The organism is Enterobacter sp. 2VL, assembly GCF_005503595.1.
Taxonomy (GTDB): domain Bacteria; phylum Pseudomonadota; class Gammaproteobacteria; order Enterobacterales; family Enterobacteriaceae; genus Enterobacter; species Enterobacter cancerogenus.
On sequence record NZ_SCNE01000003.1, the window covers coordinates 241,748 to 264,631 of the forward strand.

The 22,884-nt window shown below is 56.6% G+C and carries 19 protein-coding genes and 1 tRNA gene; 12 read left to right on the forward strand and 8 right to left on the reverse strand.

All coding sequences use genetic code 11. The annotated features are described in order from the left end of the window. The 5 genes from pdeN to yejF all read left to right on the forward strand — a co-directional run bounded on the left by pdeN (position 1) and on the right by yejF (position 7,156). Positions 1–1,557 (forward strand): cyclic di-3',5'-guanosine monophosphate phosphodiesterase PdeN, encoded by a 1,557-nt coding sequence (gene pdeN / locus FFS28_RS09355; RefSeq protein WP_137849400.1) that lies wholly within the window; start codon positions 1–3, stop codon positions 1,555–1,557. A gap of 73 nt (positions 1,558–1,630) precedes the next feature. After that, the gene (locus FFS28_RS09360; RefSeq protein WP_137849401.1) at positions 1,631–3,436 is read left to right on the forward strand and encodes an extracellular solute-binding protein; all 1,806 of its coding nucleotides are present in this window, start codon (positions 1,631–1,633) and stop codon (positions 3,434–3,436) included. 9 nt (positions 3,437–3,445) lie between these two features. Then, the gene (locus FFS28_RS09365; RefSeq protein WP_006176444.1) at positions 3,446–4,540 is read left to right on the forward strand and encodes a microcin C ABC transporter permease YejB; all 1,095 of its coding nucleotides are present in this window, start codon (positions 3,446–3,448) and stop codon (positions 4,538–4,540) included. Continuing rightward, positions 4,540–5,565, forward strand: coding sequence for an ABC transporter permease (locus tag FFS28_RS09370; RefSeq protein WP_006176445.1), 1,026 nt, complete (start codon positions 4,540–4,542; stop codon positions 5,563–5,565). Before FFS28_RS09365 ends, FFS28_RS09370 begins: the two co-directional genes overlap by 1 nt. Before the next feature lies 1 nt (position 5,566). Continuing rightward, on the forward strand, positions 5,567–7,156 hold the full coding sequence (yejF, locus tag FFS28_RS09375) for a microcin C ABC transporter ATP-binding protein YejF (protein ID WP_137849402.1): 1,590 nt from the start codon (positions 5,567–5,569) through the stop codon (positions 7,154–7,156). A gap of 3 nt (positions 7,157–7,159) precedes the next feature. Here yejF and FFS28_RS09380 read toward each other — a convergent pair whose 3' ends face one another. The 3 genes from FFS28_RS09380 to rsuA form a co-directional block, all read right to left on the reverse strand. Further along, positions 7,160–7,504 carry a YejG family protein gene (locus FFS28_RS09380; RefSeq protein WP_042320285.1) on the reverse strand — a complete coding sequence of 115 codons (345 nt, stop codon included), beginning with the start codon at positions 7,502–7,504 and terminating at the stop codon, positions 7,160–7,162. A 279-nt stretch (positions 7,505–7,783) separates the two neighbouring features. Next, positions 7,784–8,980, reverse strand: a complete 1,197-nt coding sequence (locus FFS28_RS09385) for a Bcr/CflA family multidrug efflux MFS transporter (RefSeq protein ID WP_137849403.1) — start codon at positions 8,978–8,980, stop codon at positions 7,784–7,786. A gap of 15 nt (positions 8,981–8,995) precedes the next feature. After that, positions 8,996–9,703 (reverse strand): 16S rRNA pseudouridine(516) synthase RsuA, encoded by a 708-nt coding sequence (rsuA, locus tag FFS28_RS09390; protein ID WP_137849404.1) that lies wholly within the window; start codon positions 9,701–9,703, stop codon positions 8,996–8,998. A 151-nt stretch (positions 9,704–9,854) separates the two neighbouring features. Between rsuA and radD the strand changes: the two genes are divergently transcribed. Together radD and rplY are read left to right on the forward strand one after the other, a co-directional pair. After that, positions 9,855–11,615: a DNA repair helicase RadD gene (gene radD, locus FFS28_RS09395; protein WP_137849405.1), complete on the forward strand. Its 1,761-nt coding sequence runs from the start codon at positions 9,855–9,857 to the stop codon at positions 11,613–11,615. Between the two features lie 125 nt (positions 11,616–11,740). Then, positions 11,741–12,025, forward strand: coding sequence for a 50S ribosomal protein L25 (rplY, locus tag FFS28_RS09400; protein ID WP_006176451.1), 285 nt, complete (start codon positions 11,741–11,743; stop codon positions 12,023–12,025). A 51-nt stretch (positions 12,026–12,076) separates the two neighbouring features. On the opposite strand, the gene yejK is transcribed toward rplY, so the two are convergent. After that, entirely contained in the window at positions 12,077–13,084 is a 1,008-nt protein-coding gene (gene yejK, locus FFS28_RS09405) for a nucleoid-associated protein YejK (protein ID WP_137849406.1), read from the reverse strand. A 157-nt stretch (positions 13,085–13,241) separates the two neighbouring features. Here yejK and FFS28_RS09410 point away from each other — a divergent pair, with 157 nt between their 5' ends. The 3 genes from FFS28_RS09410 to FFS28_RS09420 all read left to right on the forward strand — a co-directional run bounded on the left by FFS28_RS09410 (position 13,242) and on the right by FFS28_RS09420 (position 15,398). Continuing rightward, positions 13,242–13,469 carry a YejL family protein gene (locus FFS28_RS09410; RefSeq protein WP_001135586.1) on the forward strand — a complete coding sequence of 76 codons (228 nt, stop codon included), beginning with the start codon at positions 13,242–13,244 and terminating at the stop codon, positions 13,467–13,469. A gap of 19 nt (positions 13,470–13,488) precedes the next feature. After that, positions 13,489–15,249, forward strand: a complete 1,761-nt coding sequence (yejM, locus tag FFS28_RS09415; RefSeq protein ID WP_137849407.1) for an LPS biosynthesis-modulating metalloenzyme YejM — start codon at positions 13,489–13,491, stop codon at positions 15,247–15,249. 72 nt (positions 15,250–15,321) lie between these two features. Further along, positions 15,322–15,398: transfer RNA gene (locus tag FFS28_RS09420), tRNA-Pro, on the forward strand. A 55-nt stretch (positions 15,399–15,453) separates the two neighbouring features. Here the strand turns inward: FFS28_RS09420 and FFS28_RS09425 are convergent. Then, complete coding sequence (locus tag FFS28_RS09425) at positions 15,454–15,714, reverse strand: DUF2534 family protein (protein ID WP_042320288.1); 261 nt, start codon at positions 15,712–15,714, stop codon at positions 15,454–15,456. Between the two features lie 215 nt (positions 15,715–15,929). Between FFS28_RS09425 and eco the strand changes: the two genes are divergently transcribed. Further along, positions 15,930–16,433, forward strand: a complete 504-nt coding sequence (gene eco, locus FFS28_RS09430; RefSeq protein WP_006176455.1) for a serine protease inhibitor ecotin — start codon at positions 15,930–15,932, stop codon at positions 16,431–16,433. Between the two features lie 92 nt (positions 16,434–16,525). Here eco and mqo read toward each other — a convergent pair whose 3' ends face one another. Further along, entirely contained in the window at positions 16,526–18,175 is a 1,650-nt protein-coding gene (gene mqo / locus FFS28_RS09435) for a malate dehydrogenase (quinone) (protein ID WP_101737247.1), read from the reverse strand. Positions 18,176–18,361: 186 nt separating this feature from the next. On the opposite strand from mqo, the gene FFS28_RS09440 reads away from it, so the two are divergent. Then, positions 18,362–19,648, forward strand: a complete 1,287-nt coding sequence (locus FFS28_RS09440) for a SulP family inorganic anion transporter (RefSeq protein ID WP_137849533.1) — start codon at positions 18,362–18,364, stop codon at positions 19,646–19,648. Here FFS28_RS09440 and mgtE read toward each other — a convergent pair. Beyond that, positions 19,611–21,047, reverse strand: coding sequence for a magnesium transporter (gene mgtE / locus FFS28_RS09445; protein WP_006176459.1), 1,437 nt, complete (start codon positions 21,045–21,047; stop codon positions 19,611–19,613). The genes FFS28_RS09440 and mgtE overlap by 38 nt on opposite strands. Positions 21,048–21,233: 186 nt before the next feature. Next, complete coding sequence (locus FFS28_RS09450; protein ID WP_006176461.1) at positions 21,234–22,877, reverse strand: multidrug ABC transporter permease/ATP-binding protein; 1,644 nt, start codon at positions 22,875–22,877, stop codon at positions 21,234–21,236. Positions 22,878–22,884: the final 7 nt, after the last annotated feature.

Sequence of the window (22,884 nt, forward strand, 5' to 3'; positions counted from 1 at the left end):
ATGTTTACCCGCTACTTTTTCAGCAATCGCAAAATAGCGATCCTCAGTATCCTGACAGGCCTTTTCATCGCCCTTCTTATGGGTTCGATACAGTTTTTCTGGAGCTATCAGAAGCGACAGGCCAAGTTTGATACCTTAATTTCAGACCTGAGCGTGTACATGGAGGGGTATTTCGGCGAGCTGAAAACCGCTATCGATGTGCTTCAGCCGCTCACGCTGAGCAACTGCCATGATGTGAGCGGCGAGCTGACCTCGCGCGCGGCCTTTAGTATCAACGTACGCGCCTTTTTGCTGGTCCGGGACAGCAATGCGTTTTGCTCATCCGCAACCGGGCCTATGCAGGTCCCCATGCAGGAACTCATTCCTGACCTGAATATCACTAAGCAGATCGATATGGCCCTTTTGCCAGGGACGCCCATGCTCCCCAACAAGCCGGCGATCGCCATCTGGCATCGAAATCCGCTGGTGAAAGACGGCGGCGTGTTTACCTCGGTGAACCTCAACCTGGCCCCCTACCTGCTCTACACCTCACGTCAGGACGCATTCACGGGGATTGCCGTCGTCATTGGCGATAAAGCGTTATCCACCATGTCCCCGAACCTGGTCAACGCGCACGACCTGAATCAACATCCGGCCCGCACCGCCACGCTTAAGGCCGTGCCGATCACCATCAAAATGTATGCGCAAGCCTGGACCACGGATGAAATGCTCTTCGCCCTGTTTTTCGGCCTGGTCTGCGGGATTGCGGGAGGCTCCCTTAACTTCTACATCCTGACCATTCGCCAGAACCCGGGTAAAGAGATTTTAACCGCCATCAAGGCAGGTCAGTTCTACGTGGTCTATCAACCGGTGGTGGATGCGAAAGAGCTTAAAATGCGCGGCGTAGAGGTGCTGATGCGCTGGAAGCACCCCACCATGGGCGAAATCCCGCCTGACGCCTTTATCAACTTTGCCGAAGCCCAGAAGCTGATCGTCCCGCTGACGCTGCATCTTTTCGACCTGATTATTCGCGATGCGCCGGTTTTACAAACGCTTTTACCGCCCGGCGCGAAGCTCGGGATCAACATCGCGCCAGGGCACCTGCACGCCGACAGCTTTAAAGACGATATGCGTACCTTTACCAGCCTGCTGCCTCCACATCATTTCCAGACCGTACTGGAGATTACCGAGCGCGATATGATCAACCATCATCAGGCCAATACGCTGTTTGAGTGGCTGCACAACGAAGGGTTTGAGATAGCCATCGACGACTTCGGGACCGGGCACAGCGCGCTTATCTACCTTGAGCGTTTCACCATGGACTATATCAAAATCGACCGCGGCTTTGTTAACGCCATTGGGACAGAAACCGTGACCTCCCCCGTGCTTGATGCGGTGCTGACGCTGGCGAGGCGGTTAAACATGTCCACCGTCGCGGAAGGTGTGGAAACCCCCGAGCAGGCGGCCTGGCTGCGGGAGCACGGAGTGAACTTCCTGCAGGGCTACTGGATTAGCCGTCCGATGCCGCTGGAGCAATTCAGCCAGTGGACGCCGGATAAGCCGCAACCCCGCGAATAATTTCACAATCGCGTCGGCGTCACTTATTATTCAGCTTATCTGAGCCATTCGATACAAAGAGGGACCGCGGCCGATGGTGATGCGCGTAATACTGATGCTAGTGGCATTCCTGTGCCTGCCCGCTCAGGCACAGACAATCAAAGAGAGCAGCGCGTTTGCCGTCATCGGCGAGCCGAAATATGCCGTTAACTTCACCCACTTTGATTACGTCAACCCCGCCGCGCCAAAAGGGGGAAACGTCACCCTTTCCGCCACCGGCACCTTCGATAACTTTAACCGCTACGCGCTGCGCGGCGTGGCGGCTGCGCGCACCGAATCGCTCTACGATACCCTTTTTGTTACCTCCGACGACGAACCGGGCAGCTACTATCCTCTGGTGGCGGACAATGTCCGTTATGCAGATGATTTTGCCTGGGCTGAAGTGTCGATTAACCCCCGCGCACGCTTTCATGACGGCACGCCGGTAAAAGCCAGCGACATCGCCTTCACGTTCCATAAGTTTATGACCGAGGGCGTGCCGCAGTTTCGCCTGGTATATAAAGGCACCACCATTAAGGCCATCGCACCGCTTACCGTGCGTATCGAACTGAGCGAGCCGAATAAAGAGAACATGCTGAGCCTGTTCTCCCTGCCGGTGATGCCGGAATCCTTCTGGAAGAACCATAAGCTCAGCGATCCGCTCTCCGTGCCTCCGCTGGCGGGTGGCCCCTACCGCATTACCGCCTGGCGGATGGGTCAGTATCTGGTCTATTCCCGCGTCAAAGACTACTGGGCCGCCGATCTGCCCGTCAACCGCGGGCGCTGGAACTTCGATACCATCCGCTACGATTACTACCTGGACGATAACGTCGCGTTTGAGGCGTTCAAAGCCGGTGCCTTTGATTTACGCCTTGAGAGCAGCGCCAAGAACTGGGCGACCCGCTACATCGGCAAGAACTTCGCTAAAAAGTACATCGTCAAAGACGAACACAAAAATGAGTCTGCCCAGGACACGCGCTGGCTGGCATTTAATATCCAGCGCCCGGTCTTTGCCGACCGACGGGTCCGCGAGGCGATAACCCTGGCGTTTGATTTTGAATGGATGAACAAAGCGCTCTTTTACGGTGCCTACAGCCGCGCCAACAGTTATTTCCAGAATACGGAATATGCCGCCCGCGATTATCCCAATGCGGACGAGCTGGTCCTGCTGGCCCCGCTGAAAGCTGAACTGCCTCCCGAGGTGTTTACCTCCGTCTTTACCCCGCCGGTGTCGGACGGCAATGGCTTCGATCGCGATAACCTCCTGAAGGCCAGCCGGTTGCTGGATGCGGCGGGCTGGCCGCTTAAAAATCAAAAGCGGATCAACGAAAAAACCGGGAAACCGCTGAGCTTTGAGCTGCTGCTCTCCTCGGGTGCTGATAACCAGTGGGTGATGCCGTTTAAACAGAACCTTGAACGCCTGGGCGTGACCCTGAATATTCGTCAGGTGGATAATGCGCAGATCACCAACCGCATGCGCAGCCGTGATTACGATATGATGCAGCGCCTGTGGTCCGCTCAGCCCTGGCCGAGCAGCGACCTGCAGATCGCCTGGGCCTCGAGCTATATTGACTCGAGCTATAACGCGCCAGGGGTGAAAAGCCCGGCCATCGATGCCCTCATCGCCAAAATTATTGCGGCACAGGGCGATAAAGACAAACTGCTGCCCCTGGGCCGGGCGCTTGACCGGGTGTTAACCTGGAACTATTACATGCTGCCGATGTGGTACATGGGTGAAGATCGTACGGCCCGCTGGGATAAATTCTCCCTGCCGTCCGTGCGCCCCATTTATTCACTGGGTTTTGATACCTGGTGGTATGACGTGAATAAGGCCGCGAAGCTCCCTGCCGAGCGGCGCTAAGGAATAACCATGGGTGCTTATCTGATCCGTCGTCTGCTGCTGGTTATTCCAACGCTGTGGGCCATCATCACCATCAACTTTTTTATCGTGCAAATTGCGCCCGGCGGCCCGGTGGATCAAGCGATCGCGGCGGTGGAATTTGGCAACAGCGGCGCGATACCGGGCGGCGGCGGTGAAGGTTTAGGCGCAAGCCATGCAAGAACCGGCGTGGGTAATATCAGCGACAGCCATTACCGGGGCGGGCGCGGGCTGGATCCGGAGGTGATCGCCGAGATCACCCAGCGCTACGGCTTTGATAAGCCGCTGCACGAGCGTTATTTCACCATGCTCTGGAACTACGTACGTTTTGATTTTGGCGACAGCCTGTTTCGCAGCGCCTCGGTCCTGACCCTGATTAAGCAGAGCCTGCCGGTGTCGGTCACGCTGGGTCTGTGGGGGACGCTGATCATCTACCTGGTGTCGATTCCGCTGGGGATCCGTAAAGCGGTCCACAACGGCAGCCGCTTTGATATCTGGAGCAGCACGTTCATCATTGTGGGCTATGCGATCCCGGCGTTTTTGTTTGCCGTGCTGCTGATTGTCTTTTTCGCTGGCGGCAGTTACTTCGATATCTTTCCGCTTCGCGGGCTGGTGTCAGCCGACTTCAGCACCCTGCCGTGGTATAAAAAAATCACCGACTATTTCTGGCATATCACTTTGCCGGTGCTGGCGACGGTGATTGGCGGCTTTGCGGCGCTGACGATGCTGACCAAAAATGCGTTTCTCGATGAGATCCGCAAACAGTACGTGGTCACCGCGCGCGCCAAGGGCGTCGGTGAAAAGCAGATCATGTGGAAACACGTTTTCCGCAACGCCATGCTGCTGGTGATTGCAGGCTTTCCGGCCACCTTCATCAGCATGTTTTTTACCGGTTCGCTGCTGATAGAGGTGATGTTCTCCCTGAATGGCCTGGGGCTGCTGGGCTACGAAGCGACCGTCTCTCGCGATTATCCGGTGATGTTTGGCACACTCTACATCTTCACCCTGATTGGCCTGCTGCTGAATATCATTAGCGATATCAGCTATACGCTGGTCGATCCCCGCATCGACTTTGAGGGCCGCTGATGCCGCACTTAAGCCCCGTTAATCAGGCCCGCTGGGCGCGCTTTCGTCATAACCGCCGCGGCTATTGGTCATTGTGGATCTTCGCCGTGCTGTTCGCGTTGAGCATGTGTTCGGAGCTGATTGCCAACGATAAACCCTTGCTGGTGCACTTCAACGACCGCTGGTACGTGCCCGTGCTGGCTAACTACAGCGAAAGCGATTTTGGCGGGCCCTTTGCCACACCGGCGCAATATCAGGATCCCTGGCTGCGTCAGCATATCGAGCAGCACGGCTGGGCGCTGTGGGCACCGATTCGCTTTGGCGCAAACAGCATCAATTACGCCACCCAGACCCCCTTCCCTTCTCCACCCTCCCGGCAAAACTGGCTGGGCACCGATGCCAACGGCGGTGATGTGCTGGCGCGCATCCTCTATGGCACGCGGATCTCGATCCTCTTTGGGCTGATGCTGACGCTGTTTTCCAGCGTCATGGGCGTCGTGGCGGGCGCCATTCAGGGCTATTACGGGGGCAAGGTCGATCTCTGGGGCCAGCGTATCATTGAGGTCTGGTCCGGCATGCCGACCCTGTTTTTAATTATTCTGCTTTCAAGCGTGGTCCAGCCAAACTTCTGGTGGCTGCTGGGGATCACCGTTCTGTTTGGCTGGATGGCGCTGGTGGGCGTGGTGCGCGCGGAGTTTCTGCGAACCCGCAATTACGACTACATCCGCGCCGCCCAGGTTCTGGGCGTGAGCGACAGCGGGATCATCTTCCGCCATATGCTGCCCAACGCCGTGGTGGCGACCCTCACCTTCCTGCCGTTTATTTTGTGCAGCTCCATTACCACCCTGACCTCGCTTGATTTTCTCGGGTTCGGGTTACCGCCCGGCTCCCCATCGCTCGGCGAACTGCTGCTGCAGGGCAAGAATAATCTTCAGGCGCCGTGGCTGGGCATCACCGCCTTCCTCTCGGTGGCTATATTGCTCTCGCTGCTGATCTTCATTGGCGAAGCCGTGCGCGACGCGTTTGATCCTAACAAGGCGGTATAAGATGACGCAGCCTCTTCTGAGTATTGATCACCTGTCGATTGCGTTTTCCAGGCAGGGCGAAACGCGCACGGTGGTCACGGATTTGTCTTTGCAGATCCAGCGCGGTGAAACCCTGGCGCTGGTGGGCGAGTCCGGTTCCGGCAAGAGCGTTTCGGCGCTCTCGGTGCTGCGCCTGCTCCCATCCCCGCCGGTCAGTTATCCGCAGGGCGATATTCTGTTTCACGGCAGCTCGCTGCTGCACGCCGATGAGCAGACCCTGCGCGGGATCCGCGGCAATAAAATTGCCATGATTTTTCAGGAACCGATGGTGTCGCTCAACCCGCTGCACACCCTGGAAAAACAGCTTTATGAAGTGCTGTCCCTGCACCGGGGCATGCGTAAAGAGGCGGCGCGAGGAGAGATCCTGGACTGCCTTGAGCGTACCGGCATACGTCACGCGGCCAAACGGCTAAGCGATTATCCCCACCAGCTCTCCGGCGGTGAGCGCCAGCGCGTGATGATCGCCATGGCCCTGCTCACCCGCCCGGAACTGCTGATTGCCGATGAGCCGACAACCGCTCTTGACGTCACGGTGCAGGCGCAGATCCTGCACCTGCTGCGCGAGCTGCGTGACGAGCTGAACATGAGCCTGCTGTTTATCACCCACAACCTGAGCATTGTGAAAAAGCTGGCGGACAGCGTGGCCGTTATGCAAAACGGACGCTGCGTTGAGCAAAACCGCGCCGCCGCCCTGCTCAGTGCTCCACAGCACCCGTATACGCAGCGCCTGCTGGATAGCGAACCGTCAGGCGACCCGGTTCCCCTGAGCGCAGACAGCGTGCCGTTACTGCAGGTGAAGGATCTCGCCGTCTCGTTTCCGGTGCGCAAAGGCATACTGCGGCGCGTCGTTGACCATACAATCGTGCTAAAAAACGTCAGTTTTTCGCTGCGACCGGGGGAATCGCTCGGGCTGGTTGGCGAGTCAGGCTCGGGTAAAAGCACCACCGGCCTGGCGCTGCTGCGCTTAATTGCCTCACGGGGGGATATTATTTTCGACGGTATGCCACTGCACGACTGGAACCGTCGCCAGATGCTTCCCGTGCGTCCGCGTATGCAGGTTGTTTTTCAGGATCCGAACTCGTCGCTCAACCCACGCCTGAGCGTGTTGCAAATCATCGAAGAGGGGCTGCGCGTTCATCGCCCTGAACTGACGACCCGGCAGCGCGAAGACGACGTGATGCGCGTGATGGTGGAGGTAGGCCTGGATCCTGACACGCGGCATCGCTACCCGTCTGAATTTTCCGGCGGACAGCGCCAGCGCATTGCGATAGCCCGCGCGCTTATCTTAAAACCGGAGCTGATCATTCTTGATGAGCCAACGTCTTCACTCGACAGAACGGTGCAGGCGCAGATCCTGGCGCTGCTAAAAGACTTGCAGGAAAAGCACCGCCTTGCCTATATCTTCATCAGTCATGATTTACAGGTGGTGCGGGCGCTGTGCCATCAGGTGATTGTGCTTCGTCAGGGAGAGGTTGTCGAGCAGGGGGAGTGCCAACGCATTTTCGCCGCGCCAACGCAAAACTATACGCGCCAGCTGCTGCAGGCAGACTAGCGCTTAGAAGGGATAGTGACCAGAGAAAGGCTCGGCAATCGCCACGCCAAAGTTTTTCAGACGACAAGTGGCGGCAAATTCGTCCTGACTGTTGACGAACAGGCAAGGCTCGCCTTCGCACTCCAGCACGGAGCTGACCACTTCGATATCCGTCAACGCCTGGCTAAGACGTTCCATTACCGGCCATGCGTTTTCATCGCTCGGGCTTAGCAGCTTAAGCGCAACCAGACAATTCTCGCACTCTTTACCACTTTGCGGAATCGGTTCAACTTTTGAACCTGCAAAACCCGCCGACCAGCGATAGCTCTGGGGCAAGCGATGGACAATGGAGAGTTGTAATGTATTCACGTTCGTTCCCCGGAAGCAAAATTTACTTCACAATTTATTTACATTTATAGTAACACATCATCGCTAACCTGCACTGTTCAGTGCTTTTTATAGGAGTGGCAGCCTCGCGTCGGGGCTATATGTACCCGTTTCTGCGATCTAACTCAACCTTTTTAAATACAATGATGTGACTTTTTACACAAATAGATTTTACATAAAAGAAACAAACAGAGGGTAAACGAACGGGGGTTTGGTTGACATGTGTCAAAAAAAAGGCCCGAGTTGGGCCTTATTTGTGCGCTAGTTCGCGACTTTTCGCGACCGGCTGGCGTACAGGTAAAAAAGAACCGAGCTTGTAGCGCAGAAAGCGATCGCCCAGAGCATCGGCCAGGCCGTGTTAAAGGTCGCCAGCGAAAGCAGGGCCCCCACAATCGCGCCGATGCCGAAGCGGAAGGTCCCCGCCAGCGACGATGCCGTCCCCGCCATATGGGGAAACTCGTCGAGGATCACCGCCATCGCATTGGAGGAGATCATCGACACACAGCCGACAAACGCCGCAACCCCTATCACCAGCGCCCAGAAACCGACGCCAAAGAAGGCACTCACCACCAGCCATATCGCCATCACAAACTGGATCCACAGCCCGGCGCGGAACATATTCAACGCCCCAACGCGCCGTACGAAGCGGCTGTTAATGATAGTCATCACAAACAGGAACACGATGTTCAGCGCGAAGTAATAGCCAAAGTGCTGCGGGGAGACGTGGTTCAGCTCAATGTAGACAAACGGCCCGGCGCTCAGGAACGAGAACATTCCGGCGAAGCTGAAGCCGCTTGCCAGCATGTAGCTGAGCACGCGCTTGTGGCGGAACAGCGAAGCGAAGTTCCCGAGCGTGGTACGGATGTGGAACTTCTGCCGACGCTCAACGGGCAGCGTTTCATCAATAAAGAAGAAAATCATCGCCGACGCCAGCAGCGCGGCAATGGCCAGGATCCAGAAAATCGCATGCCAGTTGAACCACACCAGCACCGCGCCGCCCACCATCGGCGCAACCAGCGGCGCAATGGTGGTCACCAGCATGACAAACGACATCATGCGGGAGAACTCTTCTTTCGGGTAGATATCACGCATCAGGGCGTTAATCACCACGCTTGCCGCAGCCGCCGCCAGGCCGTGGAAAAAGCGCATGACGATCAGGTGATCGATTGTCTGCGCCAGGGCACAGGCCACCGCTGCACCAGCAAAGATTAACGTCCCGCCAAGGATAACCGGTTTACGCCCGAGGCTGTCTGCCAGCGGTCCGTACAGCAGCTGACCGATAGCAAAACCGAGAATATAGGTGCTGAGCGTCATCTGGGCGCTGCCCGCCGGTACGCCAAACTGCTCGGAAATCACTGGCAGCGCGGGGAGATACATATCGATAGACAGCGGCATCAGCATGGCCAGCAGGCCAAGAATGAAGACGATTTTGAAAGACGAGTGTGGCCTGGTGGTCACAGGGTTCTCCTGAAATTAACGCGAAGGTACGCCTACGCTGGCGATCTCTTCTTCCGTCAGCGGGCGGTATTCGCCTGGCGCAAGTTCCGGATCGAGTTCAATGGCGCCAATGCGCTCGCGATGCAGACCCACCACCCGGTTGCCCACGGCGGCAAACATCCGTTTCACCTGGTGGTAGCGCCCTTCGCTGATGGTCAGACGGACTTCCGTCGGGGTGATAACCTCCAGCACTGCCGGTCGGGTGAGATCTTTTTCATTGTGCAGTTGAACGCCTTTCGCAAAGTGTTCTGCCGTATCGTCCGCCACCGGCGACTCCAGCGTAACCAGGTAGGTCTTCTCGCAGTGGTGGCGCGGAGAGGTAATGCGGTGCGACCACTGGCCGTCATCGGTCATCAGTACCAGACCGGTGGTGTCGATATCCAGACGACCGGCGGCGTGCAGCTTGTGCGCGACCGGCTCATCCAGAAAATAGAGCACCGTCGGGTGATCGGGGTCGTCCGTTGAGCAGACGTAGCCTTCCGGCTTGTGGAGCATGAAGTAGCGCGGGCCGTTCTGCTGGGTAAGCGTGTTACCGTCATACTCTACCTGATGTTCAGGCTGGAGTTTGAACGCCGTATCTTTCACAATGTCGCCATCCACGGTAACGCGGCTGGCGCGTATCTCGCGCCCTGCAATAGCGCGGCTTACGCCGAGTTGCTGAGCGATAAACTTATCAAGTCGCATGAAATCTTTTTAGCCTTAATGGTGCTGGAAGTCGGACAACGCGCCCGAAAAAGAAGCAGTCAAGAACGGTTCAGTATAATGGTCTGGTTGCGCCACTCAAGGGAAAAAGTTTCGTGGCATACTCTATGCGAAATAACTAAACCGAGACCTCATGACTTTCACACTCCGCCCCTATCAGCAGGAAGCCGTTGACGCCACCCTGGCCTGGTTTCGAAAACACACAACGCCCGCGGCCATTGTGCTCCCCACCGGCGCGGGCAAAAGCCTGGTGATTGCCGAGCTGGCACGTCTGGCGCGCGGGCGCGTGCTGGTGCTGGCGCACGTCAAAGAACTGGTGGCGCAGAACCACGCCAAATATTGTGCGCTCGGGCTGGACGCCGACATCTTCGCCGCCGGGCTGAAACGCAAAGAGAGCCACGGTAAAGTGGTGTTTGGTAGCGTGCAGTCGGTTGCCCGTAACCTGGAGCAGTTTCGCAGCGAGTTTTCACTGCTGATCGTCGACGAGTGCCACCGCATCAGCGATGACGACGACAGCCAGTATCAGCAGATCCTGACGCATCTGAAAACGGTAAACCCGCAGATTCGCCTGCTCGGGCTGACCGCGACCCCCTTTCGCCTGGGCAAAGGCTGGATCTACCGTTTCCACTATCACGGCATGGTGCGCGGGGACGAAAAAGCGCTTTTCAGCGACTGCATCTACGAGCTTCCGCTGCGGTACATGATTAAGCATGGCTATCTGACGCCACCCGAGCGGCTGGATATGCCCGTGGTGCAGTACGACTTCAGCCGACTCCAGGCGCAGAGCAACGGATTGTTCAGCGAAGCGGACCTCAATCATGAGCTGAAAAAGCAGCAGCGGATCACGCCGCATATCATCAGCCAGATTGAAGAGTTCGCCCGGACACGCAAAGGGGTAATGATTTTCGCCGCCACCGTCGAGCACGCGAAAGAGATCACCGGCCTGCTGCCCGCTGACGATGCCGCGCTCATTACCGGCGATACCCCCGGCCCGGAGCGTGACGCGCTGATTGAGGCTTTCAAGGCGCAGCAGTTCCGCTATCTGGTCAACGTATCCGTGCTGACCACCGGCTTTGATGCCCCGCACGTCGACCTGATCGCCATTTTGCGCCCGACCGAATCGGTCAGCCTGTATCAGCAGATCGTCGGGCGCGGGCTGCGCCTGGCGCCGGGGAAAACCGACTGCCTGATCCTGGACTACGCCGGGAACCCACACGATCTCTACGCTCCGGAAGTGGGCGCGCCGAAAGGCAAAAGTGACAACGTGCCGGTTCAGGTCTTTTGTCCCGCCTGCGGATTCGCTAACACCTTCTGGGGCAAAACCACCGCTGACGGCACGCTGATTGAACATTTTGGCCGGCGCTGCCAGGGCTGGTTTGAAGATGACGACGGCCATCGCGAACAGTGTGATTTCCGCTTCCGCTTTAAAAACTGCCCGCAGTGCAACGCGGAAAACGATATTGCCGCCCGTCGCTGCCGGGAATGCGACACGGTGCTGGTCGACCCGGACGACATGCTCAAAGCCGCGCTGAAGCTGAAAGACGCGCTGGTTCTCCGCTGTTCCGGCATGGCGCTGCAGCCGGGGGCGGACGAAAAAGGCGAATGGTTAAAAATTACCTATTACGATGAGGACGGCGCAGACGTCAGCGAGCGGTTCAGGTTACACACGCCTGCCCAGCGAATGGCGTTTGAGCAGCTGTTTATCCGCCCGCATACCCGCACGCCGGGGGTGCCCCTGCGCTGGATAACGGTTGCCGATATCGTGCATCAGCAGGCGTTTCTGCGCCATCCCGATTTCGTGGTTGCCCGTCAAAAAGGCCAGTACTGGCAGGTGCGTGAAAAGGTCTTTGACTACGAGGGCCGCTTTCGCCGGGCAAATGAATTACGCGGCTGACGGGACTTTTCGTTGATGTGCGGGGCGTTTGAGTATAAAATGCCGCCCGCTTCACATCCGTGAGGCAGAACACTCACCTGCTGCTGGGTCGCCTGTAGTAGGGTTTTAAATACAGAGAGAAATCTATGTTCACTATCGAAGCAGAAGTACGTAACGTGCAGGGTAAGGGTGCGAGCCGCCGCCTGCGTAACGCTAACAAGTTCCCGGCTATCGTTTACGGTGGCGAAGCTGCTCCAGTTGCAATCGAACTGGATCACGACAAAGTATGGAACATGCAGACTAAAGCTGAATTCTACAGCGAAGTTCTGACCATCGTTGTTGGCGGTAAAGAAGAAAAAGTGAAAGTTCAGGCTGTTCAGCGTCACCCGTTCAAGCCAAAACTGTCTCACATCGACTTCGTTCGCGCGTAATCGCAAACTCGTCGAGAAAAACCCCGCTTCTGCGGGGTTTTTTTATGGCCGTTATTTACCGCCCGCGGTGCGGCGCTGCAGCTGATCGCGCAGGTTCGGCGGTGTGCCTTTGATGGTCAGCGTATCGGTCGCCGGATCCCAGAAGATACGTTCCCCCAGCAGCATGGCATCAAAGTTGATGGTTAAGCCGCCACCGCTGCCGGCAAATTTCGTCAGCTGACGCAGCGTGCTGCGATCCGCCGGGAAGCTCTCTTCAAGCTCATAGCCTTTTTCGGCGGTAAACTCCTGGAAGCTCACTTCGCTGACGCCCGCCAGCTCTTTAGAGAGCGACTCCAGTTCAATCTCCTCACCCGCCTGAAGCTGTTCGTTACAGTAGCTGTAAACCTGCTGACGCACGTTCTGGCGCTCGGATTTGTCGAGCTGCGCTTCTGAGGTGAAGTCATCCACCGCCTGCAGCAGACCTTTGTTCTGCGCTTTCGCGTTCAGCCCTTCGCTCGCGCCGAGGAAGTCCATGAAGAAATCGGCCACCTTGCGGCCCACGCGGCCTTTCAGGAAGGTCAGATAACGGGTGGATTCCGGGTTGGTTTCCCATTCGGTCAAATCGATACGCGCGACGATATCCGCATGATTGATATCGAGATAGTGCGTGGAGCTGATGTCCAGTTGCTCATTGACGCGCATGCTGCTTAAGTTGTTCAGCACCGTGACCAGTAAATACTCCACCGCCAGGTAACGGTAGTGGCAGAACAGCACGATACCGCCGTCAGCAAACGGGTATTTCGCCAGTTCATCACGCAAACGACCGGTTGCCGCGCGGCTGAACGCCAGGAAATCTTCTTCGCCCTGACGCTGCAGGCGCAGGCTATCAGCCAGTTCGCTCTCTTCGCTGAACAGGCCATAGGCTTTATTTTTTGCGCTGTAGACGCGGTGTAACTCCGCCATCATCTCTACAACGGTAGGCGTTGGTTCAAGTAACGAATCGCGCAGCACCACCTCAAGGGTTTGCTCATCACGCTTGATAAGCTGGTGCAAGGCAATCTGGTTGATTTCCAGACTCATGATAAACTCTCCTTTTAGACCGGGCGGTATTCAACCACCACCAACGCATGTGTGCAACAACCACCAACGCATGTGTGCAACAGAAGATAAAAAAGGGGAAAAAAAGCTGTTGCTACGGTAATATGTTGCCCTCTTATCAACAGACTGATTTTGATTTATGCCACAACATTCCCGCTACAGTGATGAACACGTTGAACAATTGCTCAGTGAGCTGGTCAACGTACTGGAAAAACACAAAACGCCGACCGATCTCTCCCTGATGGTACTGGGAAATATGGTCACCAACCTTATCAATACCAGCGTTGCTCCGGCTCAGCGTCAGGCGATCGCCAAATCTTTCGCCCAGGCACTGCAGTCATCTGTTAGCGACGACCAGGCCCACTAAGGGAAACGAACAACAGTTTATGGTGACGAATCGTCAGCGCTACCGTGAAAAAGTCTCCCAGATGGTTAGCTGGGGGCACTGGTTTGCCCTGTTCAACATCCTGTTGGCGATGGTGATTGGCTGTCGTTATCTTTTTGTCGCGGACTGGCCCACTACCTTAACCGGGCGTGTCTACTCCTGGATAAGCGTTGTCGGTCACTTTAGCTTTTTGGTGTTCGCTACCTATCTGCTGATCCTGTTTCCCCTGACGTTTGTCGTCATGTCGCAGCGTCTGATGCGCTTCCTGTCCGCGATCCTCGCGACAGCGGGCATGACGCTGTTGCTTATCGACAGTGAAGTCTTTACCCGTTTCCACCTGCATCTCAACCCCATCGTCTGGGAGCTGGTCATTAACCCTGACCAAAACGAGACCGCACGTGACTGGCAGCTGATGTTTATCAGCGTGCCCATTATTCTCCTGATTGAGATGCTCTTCGCCACCTGGAGTTGGCAAAAACTCCGCAGCCTGACGCGACGTCGCCATTATGCGAAGCCGGTCGCGGCGCTGTTTTTCATCTCTTTTATCAGCTCGCACATCATGTATATCTGGGCAGATGCGAACTTCTATCGCCCGATTACCATGCAGCGCGCCAACCTGCCGCTCTCCTACCCGATGACCGCGCGTCGCTTCCTTGAGAAGCACGGCCTGCTGGATGCTCAGGAGTATCAACGTCGTCTGGTTGAGCAAGGTAATCCGGAAGCGGTCAGCGTGCAGTATCCGCTGAGCGATCTGCGCTACCGCGATATGGGTCGCGGCCAGAACGTCCTGCTGATCACCGTGGACGGTCTGAACTATTCCCGTTACGAGAAACAGATGCCGGCGCTGGCCGACTTCGCCGGACAGAACATCACCTTTACGCAGCATATGAGCTCTGGTAACACCACCGACGCGGGGATCTTCGGCCTGTTTTACGGCATTTCCCCAGGCTATATGGACGGTGTGCTGGCCGCACGTATTCCGGCGGCGCTGATCACCGGGCTGAATCAGCAGGGATATCAGTTAGGCTTATTTGCCTCAGACGGCTTTAACAGCGCGCTGTATCGCCAGGCGTTGCTGTCTGATTTCTCCCTGCCTGCACCGCGTAGCCAGTCCGATGAGCAGACCGCCAACCAGTGGGTTAACTGGCTGCAGCGCTATGCTCAGGAAGATAACCGCTGGTTCTCGTGGGTTGCCTTTAACGGCACCACGCTTGATGACAGCAATCAAAAAGGCTTTGCTCGCCGCTACAGCCGTGCTGCGGATGATGTCGATGCGCAAATTGCGCGCGTGCTGAAGGCACTTCGCGACTCTGGCAAGCTCGACAATACGGTCGTAATTATTACTGCGGGTCACGGCGTGCCGCTGGGCGATGAGACTAAAAATATGGACTGGTCTCGTCCTAACCTGCACGTCCCGCTGGTCATTCACTGGCCGGGCACCCCTGCTCAGCGCGTCACGATGCTGACCGATCATAAAGACGTCATGACCACGCTTATGCAGCGTCTGCTGCACGTCAGTACGCCAGCAAATGAATATTCGCAGGGACAGGATCTCTTCAGCGCCACGCGCCGACATGACTGGGTCACGGCAGCTGGCGGCAACACCCTGGCGGTAACGACGCCGGCGCTGACGCTGGTGCTGAACAGCAACGGCAGCTACCAGACGTATAATCTTCAGGGTGAGAAGCTCAAGGATCAGAAGCCGCAGCTCAGCCTGCTGCTGCAGGTGCTGACGGATGAGAAACGCTTCATCGCTAACTGATTAATTATAAACCAGTTAGCGTGGTCTCCCCTTGCATTCAAAAAGGATTCGAGTAGTATTCCTTTTATGCGTCGGCACGTAGCGCAGCCTGGTAGCGCACCGTCATGGGGTGTCGGGGGTCGGAGGTTCAAATCCTCTCGTGCCGACCAATCAAATACAAAAAACCCGCCTTATGGCGGGTTTTTTTATGGCTGACGCTCAGGCTTAGTGCTTGTCGCGCTCCCCGAGGAAGAAGATCCCCAGCGGAATGGCGAGCAGAACGGTGAAGACCAGACTGTAGACAAAGATCATCGCCGACTGCAGCACATACATGCTGGTGGTCCAGGCGGAGAGCGGAATATTGTACTGCTCGATCACGCCCACAATGGTTGCCCGGCCAACGCACGCAGCGGCAATCAAAAACACAACCAGTAATGCCAGTAAAAACTTGCGGCCTTCAGCTGTTTTCAGTTTTGCACGAACCATCTTTCTCTTCCCTTTACAGATGAATAACATTTTTAACGCTTAAAATAACACGATCTCCCCCTCGACTCCACACCAGCACGAAAGACCAGTGACATCGCCATCAGGCAGTGTATTCATCCATACATAATGAAAATGTAAGTAAATCACTCCAATCATTCATTTGAATTATGCTAATCTGGCAGCGAACGTTTTGACATAGACATAAAGGGATAACTGTGAAAAACGCACCTAAATTTGCCATCGCCCTGCTGGCTGCAGCCTGCGTCAGCACCAGCGCATTCGCCACCGACACCAAAAACGATCAGCCTCTGGAAAAAGTAGCCCCTTATCCGCAAGCGGAAAAGGGGATGAAGCGTCAGGTTATTCAGGTTCCGGCCCAGGAAAATGAAGCCAACTTCAAAGTTGAGTTGCTGATTGGTCAGACGCTGGAAGTGGACTGTAACCACCACCGTCTGGGCGGCAAGCTGGAGAGCAAAACCCTGGAAGGCTGGGGTTACGACTACTACGTCTTTGATAAAGTGACTTCTCCGGTCTCCACTATGATGGCCTGCCCGGACGGCAAAAAAGAGAAGAAATTTGTGACCGCGTATCTGGGTGACAACAGTCTGCTGCGCTACAACAGCAAGCTGCCTATCGTGGTATACACGCCTGAAAATGTGGATGTGAAGTATCGCATCTGGAAGGCGGATGAGAACGTTGGGCAAGCGGTAATTCGTTGAAAAAATTCGGGTGACGGCTTCGCCTTACCCGACCTGCAACACAGCACCGAACGTAAGCCGGGTAAGCGTTAGCGCCACCCGGCTTTTTTATATTACAGTGCGATATCCGCGACCGGTTTGTTTTCCGGCTGAGGTTTCAGCTCTGCCTTAGGTGCCGCGTCGGCGGCCTGCGGCTTGATGTACTGCAACTGCAGCACGCGGCTGGTGTATTCCAGCTCTTGTTCCGTCGCCTCAACGTTACCGTTCAGCTTCGTGCCGTAAGATGGAATGATGGTTTTCAGCTTCGCCTGCCATTCCGGGCTGGCGACTTTATCTTTAAACACTTTTTCCATCAGGTGCAGCATGATCGGTGCCGCGGTGGACGCGCCCGGTGATGCACCCAGCAGGGCAGCAATCGTCCCGTCTTTATCGCTCACCACTTCGGTACCCAGACGCAGTACCCCGCCCTCTTTAGGATCGCGTTTGATGATCTGCACGCGCTGGCCCGCCTGCCACAGACGCCAGTCCTCTTTTTTCGCCTGCGGATAGTACTCTTTCAGCGCCTCGAAGCGTTCTTCGTCAGAGAGCATCACCTGGCTAATTAGGTATTTCACCAGGTCGAAGTTATCCAGACCGACGTCGATCATAGGCTTCACGTTAGAGGTGGTGGTCGCGCTCAGCAGATCCCACAGCGAACCATTTTTCAGGAACTTGGTCGAGAAGGTTGCGAACGGCCCGAACAGCACCACGCGCTTGCCGTCAAGCATACGGGTATCGATGTGCGGAACGGACATCGGCGGCGCGCCGACAGAGGCCTGGCCGTACACTTTCGCCAGGTGACGGTTTACCACTTCAGGGTTTTCAGATACCAGGAACTGGCCGCCTACCGGGAAGCCCGCATAGCCATCCGCTTCAGGAATACCGGTCTCCTGCAGCAGCTTCAGCGCTGCCCCGCCTGCACCAATAAAGACGAACTTCGCTTTAATGACGTGCTCGGCTTCGTTGTTTTTCAGATCGGCAACGGTCACGCTCCAGCTGTTATCCGCGTTGCGCTTGAAGCCGCGTACTTCGGTGTTAAGCTGCAGCGTGAAGTTGTTTTTCTTCTGCAGGGAGCCAACCAGCTGACGGGTGATCTCACCGTAGTTCACGTCGGTACCAATTTCGGTACGGGTCGCCGCGACTTTCTGGTTCGGGTCACGACCTTCCATTACCAGCGGTGCCCACTCTTTAATTTGGGCGTGATCTTCAGAGTATTTCATGCCGCGGAACAGGGTGCTCTGCTGCAGGGCAGCGTAGCGCGCGCGCAGGAAGTTCACGTTCTGGTCGCCCCACACGAAGCTCATGTGCGGAACGGTGTTGATAAAGGAGTGCGGGTTTTGCAGCACGCCGCTGTTAACCTGGTGAGACCAGAACTGACGAGAGATCTGGAACGCTTCGTTGATCTCTACCGCCTTCTCGATACTAATGGAACCGTCCTTTTTCTGCGGCGTGTAGTTCAGTTCCATGAGTGCCGAATGCCCGGTACCGGCGTTGTTCCAGCCGTTAGAGCTCTCCTTCGCCACGCCATCAAGGCGCTCGACCATGGTCATCGACCAGTCCGGCTGGAGTTCGTGGAGATAGGTGCCCAGCGTAGCGCTCATGATGCCGCCACCAATTAAAAGGACGTCCGTTTCCTGCTCTTCAGGCGTGTCGGCTTTCGCCGCCAGGGAGACGGTATTCAGCCCCACAGCCAGAGAAAAGAGCATGGCAGTCATTTTTTTCATAATTTATGCCTTCGTTGAATAGTACGTGATGCGTGGAAATTGCAGGTGAAAAAGCTGCGCGGGAACGGTAGCAACTTTTAAATATTGTTTAAAGGTTACGAAATTATTGTAATTGTGAAATTTAATGATGGATTGTTTGTAGGGGATTGCGCGTGCCGCTGGCAATGGCCGATTTTTATGGCTACTATGCTGCACTTTGTGATCGCGCGCACGGAAGCCTGCCCTAACCTGCGAATTGTTATGTCATTACCCATCTCCCAAGAAAATCACGTTGCAAACGTACTTCGATCGCCATCGAGTCTGATGCGCGAAACGCTGGCGGGCGTTATTACCGCGCTGGCGCTGATCCCCGAGGTCATCTCGTTTTCCGTCGTCGCGGGCGTAGACCCGAAAGTGAGCCTGGTCGCCTCTGTGGTTCTCTGTCTGGCCCTGTCCGTGCTCGGTGGTCGCCCGGCCATGGTGACGGCTGCCGCAGGCTCCGTTGCGCTGGTGATTGGTCCGATGGTGCATCAGCACGGCGTGCAGTACATCCTGCCTGCGGTCCTGATGGCCGGGGCTATCCAGATCCTGTTTGGCGTGCTGGGCATGGCGCGGTTAATGCGCTTTATCCCCCAGTCGGTGATGACCGGGTTTGTAAACGCCCTCGGCATTTTGATTTTCTTCGCCCAGGTGCCGCACTTCTGGAGCAAAAGTCCGCTGATTTTCGGCCTGTTTGTCCTGACGCTGCTGATTGTGCTGTGGGTTCCGCGCTACATCAAAAGCGTCCCCTCGCCGCTGATCGCCATCGTGGTGTTAACCCTTTTCACCGTCACCAGCGGGCAGATCCTGCCCACCGTCGGCGATGAAGGCTCTATGAGCGGCGGCTTGCCGGGGCTGACGCAACTGCTTGTTCCGCTGAATCTGCACACGCTGTCCATTATCTGGCCGTGCGCGCTGAGTATTGCCTTTGTTGGACTGCTGGAGTCGCTGCTGACGGCGAAGCTTGTGGATGAACTGACCGTCACCCCGTCAAGCAAGCGCCGGGAAAGCATCGGGCTGGGCGTGGGCAACATCATGGCCGGGCTGTATGGCGGTATTGCAGGCTGTGCGATGATTGGACAAACCATCGTCAACGTTGAGATGGGCAAAGGCCGCAGCCGCATTTCAACCGTTGCGGCGGGCATTGTGCTGCTGGTGCTGGTCACCGCGCTCAGCGAGGTGATGGCGAAAATACCGATGGCCGTTCTGGCCGGGATCATGGCCATCGTGGCCATTAAAACCTTCAGCTGGCATAGTATTCAGCCTGCGACGTTAAAACACGCCCCGATTGCCGAAACGGTCGTGATGCTGGTCACCGTGGCGGCAACGGTCTACACCGGTAATCTGGCGATTGGCGTGCTGGGCGGGATTGTGATGATGGTTATCCTGCCCGCCCGACTTAAGCGCACGCCTCGGGTTACAGAAGAAAAATCGTCGCCAGCCCAAGAAAAATAAAGAAACCGCCGGTATCGGTAATGGCAGTGATCATCACGCTCGACCCCACTGCGGGGTCGCGCTTGAGCTTGGTCATCGTCAGCGGAATAATGACCCCCATCATTGAGGCCACCAGCAGGTTTAACACCATTGCCAGCATCATCACCCCGCCGAGCGCCATATCATCGTACAGCCACCAGGTGATGCCCCCCATAATCCCGCCCCACACCAGGCCGTTGATCAGCGCCACCCCCATCTCCCTGAAAATCAGAAAGGCGAAGTTGCCGGGCTGAATGTTTTCCAGCGCCAGCGCGCGGACGATCATGGTGATGGTCTGATTACCGGTGTTGCCGCCGATCCCTGCAACAATGGGCATCAGCGAGGCCAGCGCCACCAGTTGTGAAATGGTATGTTCAAAGCCGTCAATCACGCGCGAGGCGATGAACGCGGTACAGAGGTTGATGGCCAGCCACGCCCAGCGCGTTTTTACAGCCTTGCCGACGGAGGCGTGAACGTCATCTTCGGCGCTGATCCCCCCGAGGGCACGCAAATCGTTATCGGTCTCTTCGTAGACCACGTCGACGATCTCGTCGATGGTGAGACGCCCCATCAGCTTACCCACTGAATCCACCACTGCCGCACTCACGAGGTTGTCACGCTCGAAGGTACGCGCGGCTTTTTCCGCGTCATCTTCCGGCGAGAAGACCATCGGTTCGTTCTCCATCACCTCACTCACCCGCCGCTGGGTGCTGTTGAGCAGAATAGTTTTCAGCTCCAGCTCGCCGAGCAGGGTTTTATCCCGTGAGGTGACAAACAGCTTATCGGTGTTGTCCGGCATATCGCCCAGTCGACGCAGATAGCGCTGCACCGTCCCGAGGGTCACATCCGGGCGCACCATGATGACGCCAAACTCCATGATCGCGCCGACGCTGTTTTTTTCGTAGTGCATCACCTGACGCACCCGCGCGCGCTCTTCCGCCGGCAGGGACGCCAGCAGTCGCCCGGTCAGGTTTCGCGGCAGGTGCTGAACCAGGTAAATCTGCTCGTCGATGTCGAGCGTTTGCAGGGCATCCAGAATAGCCTTGTCGCTCATCTCATCGATGAGGTCATCCCAGACGTTTTCGGACGCCTCAAGCAGGACCTGACCACGCTCGTGATCCTGTACCAGCCGCCACAGGGCATGGCGTTCTTCCGAAGGGAGTGCTTCAAGGGTGTCCGCCAGGTCGGGCGGGGGTAAGTGAGCAACCAGCGCTCCTACCTCAGCAATATCGTCGGATAACGTACCGACATCATATTGCTCAGCCAGGGTCAGTTTACCCAGTAAAGCAGACGTAACCGCTTTATCGGTCGTGAGAAGCCAGATAAGACGCGCACGTTCCTGATCGCGCACCCTGGCGCTGTTTTTGCTTAATACCGACATCAATCATAAATCCATGAAATGAGATGGCATTAAGCATAGCGCGGGGATATGTAAATAAGAATAAACAACGCGGCGGGATGGAGAAAAAAGCGGCATATCGTGTAAAACAGTGTGCCCGGCGTTGCTACCTTCGCACGGGCGTAAACATGCCGGGTGAGGCGAAGCCACCACCCGGCACAATCGCACTCAGGCCGTACGGGCCACCGCATCACGTGAAGCCGCGTCGCGCTCTTCGCCGGTCAGCTCGCTGAGCTTCCCGTCGCGCATCTCCAGCAGACGATCGGCATGGATGAAGTAGTGATCGTCATGGCTGATGGCAAAAATGGTCTTGCCCATCTCCTGCATCAGCGGCAGAAGCACCTGATAAAACTCACGGCGGAAGTGCGGGTCCTGATCGGCTGCCCACTCGTCCAGCAGGATGATGTCGCGCTCTTCAGCCAGCGCCAGCAGCAGCGCCACGCGCTTTTTCTGCCCCTTGGAGAGCTTCAGGTTGAGGATCTTGCCGTCCTGCAATTCCAGCTTGTGCGACATTTGCAGGTGCGCAAGCCATTTGTCCACCAGCGCAGGGTCCGCCTGCTGCCCTTCCGGCCCCAGCAGGTGGTCGAACAGCCAGACGTCGGTGAATACCGCTGAGAAGAGCTTGCGGTAATCCTCCGGCTTTTCTGCGTTCAGCGCTTTGCCATCAAGCAAAATTTCGCCTGACTGCGGCTGGTACAGCCCGGTCAGCAGCATCGCCAGCGTCGATTTTCCGCTGCCGTTGCCGCCAATCAGGAACAGCAGCTCGCCGCGGTGAATCGTCAGGTTTACCGGCCCGACGGAAAACGCGTTGTCCTGATAGCGGAAGGTGACGTCGCGCAGTTCCAGCGTTTGCCAGTGCGGGAAGGCCTGCGGGCGCGGGAACTCGGCTTTGAACGGCGCGAGGTCGAATTTTTTAAGTTTGTTAAACGCCACCTGAGCACTCAGCAGCGTGGGCAGCGCGCCGACAGCGGAAAGCAGCGGCGTGCGCAGGAACAACAGCGTCAGCGAGTAGGTTGCCGCCACGTTGGTATCGGCCCAGCCCAGGCTATTTGCCATCCAGAACACCAGGCCAATCGCCCCCAGCATCATAATGTTCGACCAGTTCACCGCGCTAAGATGGAAGGTATCGGCCCGGATAATATGGTGCCGGTATTCGCGCGCATCGGGCGTATACAGGTGGTTAAAGATATGCTCGGCACGCTCGCGGTTCAGCGTCAGCTCCTTGCGCCCTTCCAGTACCGTCTGGTAATCGTTATAGAGCTTATCTTCGGTTTCGCGCAGCACCGCCATGTGTTTATAGACGCGCGATACCAGCAGGAAGCCGCCCCAGATGGTAATGACGATCCACAGCGCGGTCACGGCCAGCATTTTGGTGGAAAGCCAGGCCAGATAGGCCGCCGAGCCAAAGGTCAGAATGATCCCCTGCACCAGTTCCGGCAGACGCACAAACGCAATGGTGATGGCACGTACGTCGCTGGTCAGCCCTGCCAGCAGAGAGGCGCTGCCAAGCTGCTCAATGCGCTCAACGTGGGTATCCATGATCCGTTTGATGAATTCGCTTCGCAGACGGAAAACGAAATGGTGGCCAAGCGCGGTCAGGGCCAGCTGTGAGCCAAGCGTCACCGCCATCAGTAGCAGCAGTAATCCCAGGAATTCCGGCAAAACGGAGAGTGAAGTGTCGACCATTTCAATCAAACGCACGTTGATGAAAGCAATCAGGCCAATCCCCAACGCGGCGCTGGCAAGGCTTAGGGCCATTACCGCAATAAAAGGCCAGCGATACTGACGCCAGACAAGAAGAAGTAGTTGCATGCAGAGC